The sequence below is a fragment of the Listeria sp. SHR_NRA_18 genome (assembly GCF_003856515.1).
Lineage (GTDB): Bacteria > Bacillota > Bacilli > Lactobacillales > Listeriaceae > Listeria_A > Listeria_A newyorkensis.
Genome location: NZ_QPKR01000001.1, coordinates 428,679 through 444,291 on the forward strand (window position 1 = coordinate 428,679; position 15,613 = coordinate 444,291).

The window sequence follows — 15,613 nt, forward strand, 5'->3', positions numbered from 1 at the left end:
TCACTCATGTGTGTGTCCAGAAAACGGCGTGTACACATTATCGTATTGTAAATGCATCATCATTCCATTGGTCGCGTGGTCAAGGTTGTGACAATGATCCATCCAGATACCAGGATTCTCCGCCTTAAAAGCAACCTCATATGTTTCACCAGGTTTCACGTTCAGCGTATCTGTCCACCACGGGCTTCCCGTTGTAGCGACGCCATTACGCGTCAACACCAACATCTTATGTCCGTGTAAATGCATGGGATGATGGCTGTAACTACGATTGACAAAAGTCGTTTTTACGATATCACCATTGCTAACCATCAACATCGGTGTGTTCGGATAAAGCTCACCGTTAATCGTCCACAAATGATGCACCATCCCATCAAAGAAAGCGAGTTTACTATCAAAAACCATCTCAAATTCCCTGTCAAAATCAGCCGATACGTCTAATTGACTAGCTTGCTGCTCCCCATATTCCTCTGGCTTGAAAACTTCATCTGGGACTTCCATCGATGCTTTCGTTGTTGTCGTTGTAGATTGGAAAACCCAACCACCACGCTCATCTTTTGCATCAAACAAGCGCACCGCATGATTTGGCATCGTAAAGGTAACATCCATCCGACCACCAGCTGGAATTTGTAAATAAGTTTCCTTCAAATTAGTAGGTTTATGAATGGCGTTCCCATCTATCGCTGCGACTTGAAACGCGGTACCGTTCAAAATCAGTTTTTGCGGCTTATTGTGTGCATTTCCAAGACGAATTCGCACATTAGTACCCGGTTTGATTTTTTTCGGTACCGTCCCGTCTCCAGAAAGTAGCGCACCAGATGCATCTATATATTTCGGCGCCACAAAACCAACAATCTCTAACTCCTCTTTCGACTGCTTCTTTGGCTCTACAATGAGGGAACCAAATAAACCATGACCCACCTGCTCCGATGACTGATTATGCGAGTGGTACCAGAACGTTCCAGCCGTGTCTGCCTTAAATCGATACGTATAGCTCTCGCCAATCGCCACAGCTTTTTGCGAAATATCAGGAACGCCATCCTCCGCAATCGGAACATCGTAGCCATGCCAGTGAATTGTTATCCCATCCGCAATATTTTTATTAGTCAGCGTCACTTCGACAACATCGCCTTGTGTCACTCGAATTACCGGCCCCGTTAACTCCCCATTAAAAAGCCACAATTCTTTCTTTGACCCATCAGGAATTTCCATCCTCTTTTTCGCCGCTGTAAACTGGAAACGCTTCGTAACAACTGCTGCATCAGGCCCAGTAAGTGCCGTCACGTCGACCAGCTCCTTCACGTTCGTTATTTTTCCGCCGCCCCAATCCAGGCTTTCCTCATGACCATTCGCCTGCATCGCGGTCGCATTAAGAACTAAGGAGCCAAAAATAACCCCCACAATAACAAGAACGCTCCCCGAAACAATCCACCGCATTTGGAAACGCCCACCAAAGAATCTATCCCAAACATATAATAGGAAGAAAATAAGAATCGGCAACCCAAAACACTCAAAATACGTCCATCCATCTGGAAAAGCAGGTATTTGAAAAGCAATCATAAACACCGCAAACCAAGCCACAAAAATAGCATAGCGTTGGACTAGACGATTCCACAATTCCCGCTTCCTAAAAATCGTTAACAAAATAAACGGTGAAACAACCATCGGCGCGAGCATGCCAAAAATCTGTCGGATAAACTCCCATCCAATGCTCAAACTAGCAACTACTGCCACAACAAACCAAGCAAACAAAAGCAGTACATTCCCCATCATAAGTAGCCGTCCCCCTCTAAAAGGAAGAATCGACCATACAATAGCCATCCCCACTAAAAGCAATACAGAACTCCCAAAAAACATCATATACATCGTTATGTAACCCCTTTTTCTATATAATCTTACTTCTCCCCAAGTATACTACAAAATGCACAATCTTTCTTGGAAGCCCCTAACCTATTTCTGATAAACTGCTAAGAATCAGGCTAAGGGAAACTCCTCTTTTTCTTAACTTATCTAAGCTAAATCTATCACGCTCCACTTTTTAGATATGTCTTTTTTACTATTTTCGAGATTAAGTGAATATATTCACAATAAACACTAGACAAAGACTTTGTGAAGTGTTACACTTACTTTGTAAATAAGAAATCCAAGAAGATGACGGCGAGTCGACCGCCGCAATTTTTTTGAAATAACAGGGACGTTAAATGTCACCAGAGGACGTTTTTAGTCCCAATACTATTGGAGGGTTCACAAATGGCAATGAAAGAAAAAGCTGTTAACGAAGAATTAGAGGTTCAAAAAGTAATTGATACACTAGCAAGTAACGGACAAAGCGCACTAAAAGCGTTCGCCGATTTTGGCCAAGAAAAAGTAGATCATATCGTTCATGCAATGGCACTAGCTGGTCTTGACCAACATATGCCGCTTGCTAAACTAGCAATTGAAGAAACTGGTCGCGGAATCTACGAAGACAAATGTATTAAGAACATTTTCGCAACAGAATATATTTGGAATAGCATCAAAGCAGACAAAACAGTCGGCATTATCAATGAAGATAAACAAACTGGTGTCGTTGAAATCGCAGAACCAGTCGGCGTTATTGCTGGGGTAACTCCTGTTACAAACCCAACATCGACAACACTTTTCAAAGCTATCATTGCTATTAAAACGCGTAACCCAATCATTTTTGCATTCCATCCAAGCGCTCAAAAATGTTCTTCTGAAGCGGCTCGTGTCGTATATGAAGCAGCAGTTGCAGCCGGCGCTCCAGAACATTGTATTCAATGGGTTGAAAAACCATCCCTAGAAGCGACAAAACAATTGATGAATCATAAAGATGTAGCGCTCGTTCTTGCTACAGGTGGTGCCGCAATGGTTAAATCAGCGTACTCTACTGGTAAACCTGCACTTGGCGTTGGTCCTGGTAACGTTCCCGCTTACATCGACAAAACTGCGAAAATCAAACGCGCAGTAAACGACTTAATCCTATCTAAAACATTTGATCACGGTATGATTTGTGCTTCTGAACAAGCTGTAATCGTCGACAAAGAAGTGGCAAAAGCCGTTAAAGACGAAATGGAAGCGAACAAGTGCTACTTCGTTAAAGGCGCTGAGTTCAAAAAACTAGAAAGCTATGTCATTAATCCAGAAACACACGCATTGAATCCAAATGTAGTCGGTAAATCCCCTGCTTGGATCGCAAACGAAGCTGGTTTCAAAGTTCCAGAAGATACAAAAATGCTCGTAGCTGAAATTAAAGGTGTGGGCGATGATTACCCACTATCTCACGAAAAACTAAGCCCAGTCCTAGCTTTCATTGAAGCAAAAGACCAAGCACAAGCCTTCGATCGTTGTGAAGAAATGCTCGTGTATGGTGGTTTAGGTCACTCAGCAGTTATTCATTCTACAGACCGCGAAGCACAACTTGCATTCGGTTTACGTATGAAAGCATGTCGTATCATTGTAAACGCACCATCTGCTCAAGGCGGAATCGGCGACCTTTACAACGGCTTCATCCCTTCCCTAACACTTGGTTGCGGATCTTACGGTAAAAACTCTGTATCACAAAACGTTAGCGCAACAAACCTTTTAAACGTGAAACGTATCGCAGAACGGAGAAATAATATGCAATGGTTTAAATTGCCACCAAAAGTATTCTTTGAAAAATATTCTACACAATATCTACAAAAAATGCCTAATATCGAGCGTGTATTCATCGTAACTGACCCAGGAATGGTTCAATTTAAATACGTTGATGTTGTTATCGAACACTTGAAAAAACGCGGCAATGACGTGTCCTATCAAGTATTTGCAGACGTAGAACCAGATCCATCAGACGTAACAGTTTACAAAGGTGCAGAATTAATGAAAGACTTCAAACCAGATTGCATTATCGCACTCGGTGGTGGTTCTGCAATGGACGCTGCCAAAGGTATGTGGTTATTCTATGAACACCCGGAAGCTTCATTCTTCGGCTTGAAACAAAAATTCCTAGATATTCGCAAACGTACGTTCAAATATCCTAAACTTGGTGAAAAAGCACAATTCGTTGCTATCCCTACTACATCCGGTACAGGATCTGAGGTTACTCCTTTTGCGGTTATTACAGATAAAGAAAACAACATTAAATACCCACTAGCAGATTATGAGCTAACTCCAGACGTAGCAATTGTCGATGCACAATACGTTATGACTGTTCCAGCTCACATTACAGCTGATACAGGTATGGACGTGTTAACACATGCGATTGAGTCTTACGTATCTGTTATGGCAAGCGATTATACACGTGGATTATCTCTACGCGCGATCGAAATGGTATTCGAATCATTACGCGCATCCGTTCTTGATGCAGATGAAGATGCTCGCGAAAAAATGCATAACGCTTCTGCTATGGCGGGTATGGCCTTCGCCAATGCTTTCCTAGGCATAAACCATAGTTTAGCACACAAAATCGGACCTGAATTCCACATCCCGCATGGTCGTGCCAATGCTATCTTGATGCCACACGTTATTCGTTACAATGCAACAAAACCTAGAAAACATGCGCTATTCCCAAGATATGAATCTTACCGTGCAGACCAAGATTACGCACAAATCGCTCGCGTTCTTGGACTTCCAGCTTCTACAACAGAAGAAGGCGTGAAATCACTTGTTGATGCTATTATCAGCCTTGGTAAAGATTGCGGAATCGACATGAGCTTGAAAGGTCAAAACGTTGATAAGAAAGCATTTGACGCAGTGGTTGATACACTTGCTGATCGCGCATTCATGGATCAATGTACGACTGCTAACCCAGTTCAACCGCTCGTTTCTGAGTTGAAAGAAATTTATATAAACGCATATAAAGGTGTTTAAGTTATAAATAGTTGAAAAGAGCAGCCCTTCCCTCAGGGTTGTTCTTTTTTCTCTCTATTTAAAGTTTACATAATAATATTATTGTAATCTTTATTTCTAGTAGTCTCTCAATTAATTGCGCAAACGAATCATTTAAACTATACTGGTGACTTATCATGTAGCAGAGGATGCGATAAAGAAATGGAAGAAAACGTTTTCGAAACAATAGCCAAGAAATATGATAGTACCGAACGGATAGAACTCGCGAATATTATTGCCCACAAAGTTCGTGAAGAGCTAGCGCAAGCCAAAGAAAAAACGCTGATTGATTACGGCAGTGGAACCGGTCTAATTGGTTTACAAATTGCCGACTCTGTTAAAAATGCTATTTTGGTAGACTCTTCCGAGAATATGGTTGAGATAATAAACGATAAGGTAGCAGCAAGCAATATCCAAAATGTCCAAACATTCGTTGCGGATTTCACCAAAGACACAATGGATATAAAAGCTGATATAGTACTGGTATCTCTCGTTCTTTTACACATTCCGGATACCAAAATCATTTTAGAAAAACTTTATAAAACACTCCAAACGGATGGCAAACTTATCATCATTGATTTTGATAAAAACCCTAACGTCTATCACCCAAAAGTGCATAACGGCTTTGTTGCGGATGAATTGAAAGCATTGCTAACTAGCACAGGATTTAAATCGACAAATATTCAGCAATTTCACCATGGCGAGAAAGTATTCATGAAACAAGATGCCACCCTATTTATAGCGGTCAGCAAGAAATAAAATTTGTATATTAGTAGATTTCTGCATTCATTTATTCTATACTGTCCCTATCACCTCGCGTGAAAAACCTTTTAGGAGGAAATGATTATGCCAAATACGATACCTTATTTACAGTTCAACGGGAATGCAAGAGAAGCGTTAAATTTCTACGGTGAGGCTTTTGGAGCTACACCCACAATGGTCCAAACATACGGAGAAATGGGAGATTCTCGCGGTGACGAAACATTAGCTAACCGCCTTGTACACGCCCGCTTAGAGAAAGATGGTGTTGAATTACTATATTTCTCCGATTCTTATGTTGATGAAGCATTGGTAGCTGGTAACATGCTCTCTGTTGCCTACATGTTTGATGATGAAGCATCGTTAAAAAGCACCTATGACGTATTAAAAAATGGTGGCCAAATTTCTATCGAGCTACAGGAAATGCCATGGGGTGGCGTTTATGCAAAAGTAACCGATAAGCTTGGCATTGAATGGCAGCTTAACTGGCAAAAAAATTAAATAAAACAGGCGTACCAATCCATCTGGCTACGCCTATTTTTATGCAATCAAACCAATTAGCAAGCTAAAACTAGCACCGATTCTCTGTATGGTACGGACAAGTAACCACATGATCATCAATCATCCCAATAGCTTGTAAATACGAATAAATAATAACAGGTCCAACAAAAATAAAACCGCGTTTCTTGAGGTCTTTACTAATGCGCTCAGATAATTCGTTTTTAGCTGGCATTTGTGACATATCCGTCCAATGATTTATAATTGGCACACCGTCAGAATATCCCCAAATATAATTAGCAAAAGAACCAAATTCCGCTTGCACCTTTAAAAAAGCGATCGCATTTTTGCGGACTCCGCCAATTTTAAGCTTGTTTCTAACAATTTCTGCGGTTTCACGTATCTGTTCTAACTCTTCATCTGTCATCATCGCGCATTTATCTGGATCAAATTGATGGAAAGCTTCTTTGTACGCAGCTCGTTTATTTAAGATTAGCCGCCACGACAAGCCCGCTTGCGCACCTTCTAAATTCAGCATTTCAAATAAATATTGCTCATCACGACTTGGCACGCCCCACTCATTATCATGATATACTTGCTCGACACTATCATTCATCGCCCAACCACATCGTTCATGCTGCATCTTGCATCCCTCTTTCTATCTGTTATTTGAATAAAGCCCGAACTTGCTCTACTTCTTCGTGCGTCAAGTCTGCATCTAACGTTTTCATGTTTGCCCTAACTTGCTCTGGACTCTTAGCCCCTGGAATCACAACATCAATGCCGTCAATACCGAGCGTGGTCGCCAAAACAATATTCGCAATGGAAACATGGTGCTTGTCAGCTAATCCTTGGAGGCTGTCCACTTTTGCAATGGTATCAAGGTATGCTTGTCCTTGGAAATGTGGGCGTTCTTTTCGGAAGTCTTGAGGTGGATTGTTTGCTGTGAATTTCCCCGTTAAAAGTCCACTTGCAAGCGGTGTGTATGGTATAAAAGAGATTCCCTGCTCGATACAGTAAGGGATCATATCGCGCTCTAATTCAGGGTAAACGAGTGAATATTTATCTTGTACGACATCCACATACCCATCTTTATTTGCTACTTTCAAAGCCTCCATGCTAAAATTGGACACACCTATTGCGCGAATTTTACCGGCCTCTTTTAAGCGTTTTAAAGCGCCAACTGCTTCGTCTGGTGGTGTTACTCCATCCGGGAAATGAATATAAAACAGGTCAATATAGTCTGTTTGAAGACGCTTCAACGCAATATCTACCGCTTCCGTTAAGAAGGCTGGTGAATTATCTAGTTTAATCCCACTGTCTGTCACGATATGAGTGGCTTTCGTTGCTAAAACAACATCCGAACGGCGACCAGTCTCGGCCAAGATTTCACCAATCAGCTCTTCTGAACGCCCTAATCCATACATAAATGCACTATCAAAAAAATCCGCACCTGCCGACAACACCTCACGTACCGTCTGACGGCTTACTTCTTCATCAATATCTTGAAATAAATTATGCGCACCAATCGTATTTGCTCCAAAGCCAATCGGTGTGACGCGCAACCCAGTGTTACCAATCTCTACTCGTTTTTCCATCCTCCAACAACCTCCCTGATTTATCGCTATATCTCATGATAACATAAAAAAACATCGAACGCACGTTCTAGTTCGATGTTTTTTCATTTCTTTTATTTCTTCAATTTTCCGCGTAAAACCATTGGCAAAATTCCGCCATGACGGTAGTAATCGATTTCTACATCCGAGTCAAAGCGAACGAGCGCCTCAAATGTTTTATGTGTGCCATCTTCTGCAACCGCCGTTACGGTAACAAAATCAAGTGGAGAAACCGTTTCATCAATCGCGACACTAATCGTTTCCCGACCAGTTAAGCCAAGTGAATCTGCGCTTTCGCCGTCTTTAAACTGCAATGGCAATACGCCCATCATCGCAAGGTTGGAGCGGTGAATCCGTTCGTAACTTTTCGCAATGACTGTTTTAATGCCGAGTAGATTCGTTCCTTTTGCGGCCCAGTCACGAGAAGATCCCATGCCATAATCATCGCCAGTCAACACAACAAGCCCAGTTCCAGCTTCTTGGTATTTCATCGATGCGTCATAAATCGGCATAACTTCTTCTGTTGGCCAGTACGTTGTATAACCGCCTTCCGTTCCTGGTGCGACTTGGTTTCTAATCCGAATATTCGCAAACGTTCCGCGCATCATCACATCATGATGACCACGACGCGAACCGTACGAGTTAAAGTCACGAATCGCTACACCATGCGCTTGCAAATACTTCCCAGCAGGTGTATCTTTTCCGATTGCCCCAGCTGGAGAAATGTGGTCCGTCGTAACAGAATCGCCGAATTTACCGATCACACGAAGGCCATGTAACGCCTCAACCCTTCCTGCTTCCGGTGATAAATTCTCGAAAAATGGTGGGTTGGCGATATACGTCGAATCCGCATCCCAATCATAGAGCGCTTGTTCCGATGTCGCAATCGCGTTCCATTCCTCATTTTGGCTGAAAACATGCGCATATTCTTCGCGGAATAATTCCGGCGTCACAGTTCTCTCCACAAGCGCCTTCACTTCCTCTTGCGCCGGCCAAATATCGCTTAAAAAGACATCCTGGCCATGTTCGCCTTTTCCGATTGGTTCATGTAACATATCGATATTCGTTGTCCCAGCAAGCGCGTAAGCCACAACAAGCGGTGGTGAAGCTAAGAAGTTCGCTTTCACTAACGCATGAATCCGCCCTTCAAAATTACGATTTCCACTCAAAACTGCAGAAACGAGTAAATCATTATCCACAATCGCCTGTTCAATCTCGTCTTTTAACGGGCCAGAGTTACCGATACACGTCGTACAACCGTAACCAACAAGGTCAAAGCCTAACTTCTCAAGGTATGGTAGCAAACCGGCATCTTCCAAATAACCCGTCACGACCTTCGAACCCGGTGCGAGCGATGTTTTCACGAATTTCGGCACTTCAAGACCTAGTTCGACAGCTTTTTTCGCGAGCAGTCCAGCACTTAGCATCACATATGGATTCGATGTATTTGTACAACTTGTAATCGCTGCAATGGCCACAGAACCAGTTTTCATCGGCGATTGATCGCCATTGCCAAACGTCACTTTCGCTTCTTTATGCAAGTCTTTTTTCGATAAGCCAAATCCTTGGTTGCCATTTGGCGCGCTGATTGAGGCTTGGAAGCTCTCTTTCATTTTCGACAATGGAATCAAGTCTTGTGGGCGTTTTGGTCCCGCTAAGTTCGGCTCGATCAAGCTTAAATCCAGTTCCACAACCGACGTATAATTCGGCTCCACGTTTTCTGGTGTGAAAAATAGCTCGTTATGCTGCAAATATTCCTTCACAAGCGCGACTTGTTTTTCTTCACGCCCTGTTAAACGCATGTACGTAAGCGATTCCTCATCTACTGGGAAAAAGCCACATGTTGCGCCGTATTCTGGTGCCATATTCGCAATCGTCGCACGATCAGCAAGCGGCAATGTCGCCACGCCTTTACCGAAGAACTCGACAAATTTGCCGACAACTTTCTTTTCACGCAGGACTTGTGTTACTTTTAAAGCTAAATCGGTTGCTGTTGCGCCGTTTGGTAAGGCATTGATTAATTTCACGCCGATAACTTCTGGAATGGGGAAATACGATGGTTGGCCGAGCATTCCTGCCTCAGCCTCGATTCCGCCAACACCCCAGCCCAGTACGCCGATTCCGTTGATCATGGTTGTATGCGAATCCGTTCCAACCAGGCTATCTGGAAACGCTGTATATTCGTTCTCAGCCACTTGGTTCGCGATAACGACGCTTGCCAAATACTCCAAATTCACTTGATGGACGATTCCCGTTGCTGGTGGTACGGCGCGGTAATTATCAAACGATTTCTGCGCCCAGTTCAAGAATTGGTAACGCTCCATATTACGCTCAAACTCGAGTTTCATATTGATTTCTAGCGCTTCCGGATTGGCGTAACTATCCACTTGCACCGAGTGATCGACAACAAGGTCCACCGGGATTTCCGGATTAATATCTTCTGGATTCCCGCCTAGATCTGCCATCGCTTTACGAAGGGAGGCCAAATCAACGACAGCCGGAACCCCTGTAAAATCTTGCAAAATAACACGCGCTGGTTTAAATGGAACTTCCCCGTCATTTTTCTTCGTCGCATCCCAGTGCGCTAGGTCTTCAATATGCTTATCCGTGATGATGCGTCCGTCCGCTTGACGCAATACTGATTCAAGTAGTACGCGGATCGAGTAAGGCAGTTTTTTTATGGATGTTTGACCATCCGCCTCCAATGTTTTTAATTGATAATAATGATACGTGTCGTCGCCAATTTGAAACGACTGCTTTGCTTTCTCATTCCAATTTTTCATTTGTTTTTCCTCCCACTGTGATACCCTTCGCTCTCGTTGCAATCTTCTACTACTCTATTGTACGAAAAAAAGCGTGATAAGTAAACTAAGATAAATCGATGCTTTGTGATAAGTAAAAATTATCGATGAATACGCACCGAAAAAGCCGAACACAACTGCTCGACTTCTTCTCATTTTGAGGCGACATCTTTGTTCCACGCCTTTTTAAATTGATTGCGGTAGAACATAATATCCTTCACATAAATATCGCTATGATTATACTTGAAAATCGCTTGCTTCTCTTTGCCATCTTTTGCGCCATTGTCCGCTAAAAAGTTCGCGGTGGAAAAAACGGCATCTTCCAAATCCCATGGATCCGCTTTACCATCATGATTTGCGTCCACACCGTATCCACCGTACGCTTTAATCACGCTAGGGTCGACTAAATCATCGTCCGTAAAATCCCCGACGCCTCCCGTTGCTGGGCACCCCTCTGCACTCCATCCCACAAACGTACACGGCATAAACTGCATCGGGCCAATCGCGCCAACATCAGAAATCATCGGTTCTACCGTTGAAAATTTCGTCTCCACACGATGCACGGCGGCAAGTAAAAACCAGTCAATCCCGTATTCCTTCGCCGCTGCTTGGTAAATCGAAACAAACTGCTCCGGAATATCTTGCGTATACGGTTTCGGCTTTTCCTCCGCTCGAAATTGCATCAGAACAACAAGCGCCAAGCCTAACACGAACAAGGCTAAAATCGCCAAAAACATGCTGCGTCTCTGTTTGACTTTACGTAGTTGCGCCTTTGTTGGCTTCTTCTTTGCCATTTTATCTCGCCAAAATCAAGATTTGACCACTGTGAAGCGCACGCACAAACTCGTCAATTTGAGCATCATCCAAGTCAAAATCGTTCAGCAAACGTTTGACCGATTTATCACTCGTATTCGAAAACCATTTTGCAAAAGGACCAGCAGCATAAAGCGCACCATATTTCGGATTATACACTTGCGGAATCACCAATCCACCGCTAAGCGACTGCAAAATACCTGAAATAACACCAAATGCTTCTTCATTCACCGGATGCTCTTCCTCCACATTCGTCGACTCAATAATCTCTTTTACTTCATCTTCTTGATCAGATTTAGCTAAGATCGAGATATTCTCCTTTTTATAGCCTCTAACCTCCAGTTCCGTAATTTTATCCACGGCTTCTGTTTCATTTCCTGCGATAAATACTTCCCAATTATCCATAAACACTCGCGTCCCTTCTATAATCAACTCAATGTCAAAATCTCTTTTATCTCTTCTGTTGTCAAACGATGGAGCATTTGTTCACCAGGCTGGATCAACGCATCCATCAACGCCTGTTTCTGCTTCTGTAAATTATAGATTTTCTCTTCAATCGTGCCTTTTGTAATCATTCGAATCACTTGCACCACGTTTTTCTGCCCGATTCTGTGCGCTCGACTCGCCGCTTGTTCTTCCACCGCGGGATTCCACCATAAATCGTACAAAATAACCGTATCGGCGCCTGTCAAATTCAGCCCCGTTCCACCAGCTTTCAGTGAAATAAAGAATAAATCGGCATCCCCTGCGTTAAAAGCGTTTACCAAATCCATCCGGCTCTTCGAAGGCGTGCCACCATCCATATAAAAATAACGATAGCCAGCTTCTTCAGCCTGCGCTTTCATGATTTGAAGCATCGACGTGAACTGCGAGAAAATCAAGATGCGCTTGCCACTTTCACGTGCTGTTTGTATTGTATCAAACAATTGTACCAGTTTACCAGAACCACCATCATAAATTTCAACAAAAAGTGCTGGATCACAACAAATTTGGCGTAATCGCGTCAAACCTGCTAACAATTTAATCCGATCTTCTTGGTCATTACCATCTTTGGCAGCCAATTCTTGTTGTATTTTCTCCAAATAAGCGAGGTAGACGGTTTTTTGTGATTCCGTTAGTTCAGAATAAAGATTCGTCTCGATTTTATCCGGTAATTCTTTGACAACATCTCGTTTCAGACGGCGCATCAAGAACGGTCGAATCATCTGCGCCACGCGTTCGTGCGGTAATTCTTTAAACTTACGAAGCGACGGGAAAAAGCCTGGCATAATCGTTTGAAACATTGTCCATAATTCATCGATACTGTTTTCCAAAGGCGTACCACTAAGCGCAAAAACATTCGTCGTTTTGAGTGCCCGAACCGCTTGCGACGCCTTGGTATTGTAATTTTTAATCGCTTGCGCTTCATCCAAAATAATCGTTTGGAAACGCGTCGTTAAGAATTCCTGCTCATCTTGACGCAAGGACGGATAGGATATCAAATAGACATTCCCCGGCTCGATTTTTTGAATCAGTTCCAAACGCATTTGCGAGGTCCCGTGAATGACCGTCACCGGAATATCAGGCGCAAACTTTTCAAATTCGCTCGACCAGTTATACAAAAGAGAAGCCGGCGTCACGATTAAAACTGGTTTCATGTCCGGATTTTCTTCGATAGTTGAAGAAATGTACGTGATTGCTTGTAGCGTCTTTCCAAGCCCCATATCATCCGCTAAAACGCCACCTAAGTGATATTTCCCAAGCGATTTCATCCATTCAAAACCAGTCACTTGATACTCCCGAAGCTCCGCGTTCAAATTCGTCGGCAACGGGTAAGACGTATCCTCTTGATTCACAATCTCATGCAATAAATCGCGGAACGTCCGACTGAACTTATTATGCTCATTTTGCGCACTGCCCATCGCCTCATAGATTTGCATCCCACGATAAAGCGGCACAGCCATTTGTTTCCCGACTTCTTTTTTACGAACATCTAAAATATCAAAAATCGCTTCCATTTGCTGATAACTCTCGTCTTCAAGCGATAAGAAACGCCCGCTGTTCAAGCGATGATACTTCCGCTTTTCCCGCAAAGATTGCAGTACTTCCTGAATCTCATCCTCATCGATACCTTGAAAATCAAATGCCACCGATAAGTAATCATTATCATGCGCCACATCGATGGTTGTCGTTGGTTTCACGTGTTCCTCCACCATTTCTTCCAAACCATCTTCCAAATAAATTGCCACATCCGTCGCCAAACTCGGAACGACCCGATAATAAAACTCGTAAAGGCTCGCCTCATCAGAATTCACAACCATTTGCGTCTCCGAAAAATGAACGGGCGCCGCCTCAATACGGTGCATAATTTTTGCTTCCGTCTCCATATCCCGAATCATGATTCGGCCATCCGGATCCACGCTTTCCGTCAATGCAAATGGGTCAAAAACCTGCGAACCATAGTGATATTCGAGTTTTAGCACATGTTCGTTGTTTTTTTGCGAGATCCACATCTTCGAAACGAGCGGTTGCTGAATAACCCGGTCTTCAATCGACGGATCAATCTGCACGTGCCCACTTTTTTGGAGCGACGGCAACACGTATGACATCACCTCACTGAGTTGCGATTCTGAAAACTGTACCACCTCATTCTCCGTCACACTATGAAAATGAATAAGCGGCGTCAACTGCTCCCAAACCGCATCAATCGGCCGATAAAACACACCATTTAAAAACAATAACTGATAGCTTTCCAAATAACTCGCTTGTTGCAATTCTTCCATCACGAGCTGGTACATATCACCATCGTCATTTTTGCGAAATACGAATGAAAACGGCAGCGTCCCTTTTTTAAACAACAACCCGCTGTATTTAATGTCGTCATGAATACAAATTGTGTTCTGCCCCATCAAATCAGCCAAAATCGTCTCCGCTAAACTCGGTGGAATAATCAGCACCTTCTCCTCCGCATACGATTTGTTCCAATAGAAGCTATCCGTATCATACATCTTCGCGATTTCATTAATTTTCGTCAGCTCATTGAAAACCGCGATATCACGCTCACCGAAATAATGCTCGTTCGGATCAAAACTGAAATTTTTTGTGAAAAAATAGCTCGTATGTTGCTTTATCGCTTGCAAAAAATCCCCGATATTTTTCACAACATACGTCCGATCCTGCCCAACCTTTAAATCCAGCGTCAACATGTTTTTATCACGATTTTCCTGCATCCGCAAAATATACTCGACCTTCAGTGGCGTTTTGGCCGTCGTATCGAACGTGTCAAATTGGCGGTCCATATTTTCTTGAAACAGCGAAAGTAGCGTCGTAGCCTCTTGCGCCAGAATGCGTTGCTTGAAATTTGCCTTCTCGATCTTCGTCTGACGCGCCTCGTGTTCTAACTCAACTGCATAAATATGCGCACAGATACTATTTTCTTGGAAGTAAATGCAATCACACTGATAATTCCCGCTCGCCACATGCTTCACTTCATACGAAACCCGGTCATCTACAACAACAGAACGGAACATATTCGCGTACGTCGTCTTTTCTTCGAAAACAGTGATTGCTCCATCTTCCAGTAATTCGCGCCCCTTTTTCTTAATCGAAACAGGAATCATTGTGTTTTTTGGATCTGTTAACAATTCACTCAACTCCTGACATTTTGGGTCATGTGATAATAATCATGACCAGATAAAACCAAATCGTACTCCGATTCGTAACCTAATTTTTTATATAAATTTAGCGCGCCTTCATTTGCTTTTTCAACGTTCAGCGCGATAATCTCACAATTTTTAGCGACCGCCAATTCTTTAAACGCATGCAGTAGTTCCTTGCCAATCCCTTGACCGCGATACGATGAATCGACCACAAGAGAATCCAGATAATACTCGCCCATCCACGTTTCTTGCTCCGTAAACAACGGTATTTTGTTAACAATCCCGAACATATCTTGAATGCCTTCCCACTCGTCATCCATATTTTCCGCGTGCTCCCCATGATAGCTCACAAGGATTCCCGCCACTTTGCCATCAATTTCCTTGACCATCACATTCTCTTTACTAAACCGATAATCCGACCGTAAAAAGCTCGCCTCAATCATTTCCAACATCATCTCTTTACTAACACCTTTTAAAAATGGCAATTCCATATCCTCTAAAATTATATAAATAAGTGGTGCGACTTGTTCCGCATCTTCCGCTTTCGCTTGTCGTATCATCACAATTCCTCCATTCATGTCATCAGGAAAAAAAGTTCTTTTTTTCATCCAACACTTCATTA

General features: G+C 43.0%; 11 protein-coding genes. 3 read left to right on the forward strand and 8 right to left on the reverse strand.

All coding sequences use genetic code 11. The features are described 5' to 3' along the window. Positions 1-1,770, reverse strand: a complete 1,770-nt coding sequence (locus DUK53_RS02180; RefSeq protein WP_059140434.1) for a multicopper oxidase domain-containing protein — start codon at positions 1,768-1,770, stop codon at positions 1-3. Between the two features lie 477 nt (positions 1,771-2,247). On the opposite strand from DUK53_RS02180, the gene adhE reads away from it, so the two are divergent. From adhE to DUK53_RS02195, 3 genes are all read left to right on the forward strand, one after another. Further along, positions 2,248-4,848, forward strand: a complete 2,601-nt coding sequence (adhE, locus tag DUK53_RS02185; RefSeq protein ID WP_036131078.1) for a bifunctional acetaldehyde-CoA/alcohol dehydrogenase — start codon at positions 2,248-2,250, stop codon at positions 4,846-4,848. Positions 4,849-5,028: 180 nt separating this feature from the next. Continuing rightward, positions 5,029-5,625, forward strand: a complete 597-nt coding sequence (locus DUK53_RS02190) for a class I SAM-dependent methyltransferase (RefSeq protein WP_036093908.1) — start codon at positions 5,029-5,031, stop codon at positions 5,623-5,625. Positions 5,626-5,712: 87 nt separating this feature from the next. Then, positions 5,713-6,126, forward strand: a complete 414-nt coding sequence (locus tag DUK53_RS02195) for a VOC family protein (RefSeq protein WP_036093906.1) — start codon at positions 5,713-5,715, stop codon at positions 6,124-6,126. A 70-nt stretch (positions 6,127-6,196) separates the two neighbouring features. On the opposite strand, the gene DUK53_RS02200 is transcribed toward DUK53_RS02195, so the two are convergent. The 7 genes from DUK53_RS02200 to DUK53_RS02230 all read right to left on the reverse strand — a co-directional run bounded on the left by DUK53_RS02200 (position 6,197) and on the right by DUK53_RS02230 (position 15,551). Beyond that, the gene (locus DUK53_RS02200; protein WP_036093904.1) at positions 6,197-6,766 is read right to left on the reverse strand and encodes a DNA-3-methyladenine glycosylase I; all 570 of its coding nucleotides are present in this window, start codon (positions 6,764-6,766) and stop codon (positions 6,197-6,199) included. 22 nt (positions 6,767-6,788) lie between these two features. Continuing rightward, positions 6,789-7,721 (reverse strand): aldo/keto reductase, encoded by a 933-nt coding sequence (locus tag DUK53_RS02205; RefSeq protein WP_036093902.1) that lies wholly within the window; start codon positions 7,719-7,721, stop codon positions 6,789-6,791. A 92-nt stretch (positions 7,722-7,813) separates the two neighbouring features. Next, the gene (gene acnA, locus DUK53_RS02210; protein WP_036131075.1) at positions 7,814-10,522 is read right to left on the reverse strand and encodes an aconitate hydratase AcnA; all 2,709 of its coding nucleotides are present in this window, start codon (positions 10,520-10,522) and stop codon (positions 7,814-7,816) included. Positions 10,523-10,692: 170 nt separating this feature from the next. Further along, positions 10,693-11,334 carry a lytic transglycosylase domain-containing protein gene (locus tag DUK53_RS02215; protein ID WP_036093898.1) on the reverse strand — a complete coding sequence of 214 codons (642 nt, stop codon included), beginning with the start codon at positions 11,332-11,334 and terminating at the stop codon, positions 10,693-10,695. 1 nt (position 11,335) lies between these two features. Further along, positions 11,336-11,758 carry a general stress protein gene (locus DUK53_RS02220; RefSeq protein WP_036094179.1) on the reverse strand — a complete coding sequence of 141 codons (423 nt, stop codon included), beginning with the start codon at positions 11,756-11,758 and terminating at the stop codon, positions 11,336-11,338. Positions 11,759-11,781: 23 nt separating this feature from the next. Further along, complete coding sequence (locus DUK53_RS02225; protein WP_036131452.1) at positions 11,782-14,952, reverse strand: DEAD/DEAH box helicase; 3,171 nt, start codon at positions 14,950-14,952, stop codon at positions 11,782-11,784. A 29-nt stretch (positions 14,953-14,981) separates the two neighbouring features. Further along, a complete protein-coding gene (locus DUK53_RS02230; RefSeq protein ID WP_036093896.1) occupies positions 14,982-15,551 on the reverse strand; it encodes a GNAT family N-acetyltransferase in 570 nt (189 codons plus the stop codon). Positions 15,552-15,613 lie beyond the last annotated feature (62 nt).

What these genes read in the sequence shown, in the direction of transcription:
- DUK53_RS02205 (WP_036093902.1), bottom strand. Translation starts at nt 7,721, where the DNA reads ATGGAAAAACGAGTAGAGATTGGTAACACTGGGTTGCGCGTCACACCG.
- DUK53_RS02195 (WP_036093906.1), top strand. Translation starts at nt 5,713, where the DNA reads ATGCCAAATACGATACCTTATTTACAGTTCAACGGGAATGCAAGAGAA.
- DUK53_RS02220 (WP_036094179.1), bottom strand. Translation starts at nt 11,758, where the DNA reads ATGGATAATTGGGAAGTATTTATCGCAGGAAATGAAACAGAAGCCGTG.
- adhE (WP_036131078.1), top strand. Translation starts at nt 2,248, where the DNA reads ATGGCAATGAAAGAAAAAGCTGTTAACGAAGAATTAGAGGTTCAAAAA.
- DUK53_RS02180 (WP_059140434.1), bottom strand. Translation starts at nt 1,770, where the DNA reads ATGATGGGGAATGTACTGCTTTTGTTTGCTTGGTTTGTTGTGGCAGTA.
- DUK53_RS02215 (WP_036093898.1), bottom strand. Translation starts at nt 11,334, where the DNA reads ATGGCAAAGAAGAAGCCAACAAAGGCGCAACTACGTAAAGTCAAACAG.
- DUK53_RS02200 (WP_036093904.1), bottom strand. Translation starts at nt 6,766, where the DNA reads ATGCAGCATGAACGATGTGGTTGGGCGATGAATGATAGTGTCGAGCAA.
- DUK53_RS02190 (WP_036093908.1), top strand. Translation starts at nt 5,029, where the DNA reads ATGGAAGAAAACGTTTTCGAAACAATAGCCAAGAAATATGATAGTACC.
- DUK53_RS02225 (WP_036131452.1), bottom strand. Translation starts at nt 14,952, where the DNA reads ATGATTCCTGTTTCGATTAAGAAAAAGGGGCGCGAATTACTGGAAGAT.
- acnA (WP_036131075.1), bottom strand. Translation starts at nt 10,522, where the DNA reads ATGAAAAATTGGAATGAGAAAGCAAAGCAGTCGTTTCAAATTGGCGAC.
- DUK53_RS02230 (WP_036093896.1), bottom strand. Translation starts at nt 15,551, where the DNA reads ATGATACGACAAGCGAAAGCGGAAGATGCGGAACAAGTCGCACCACTT.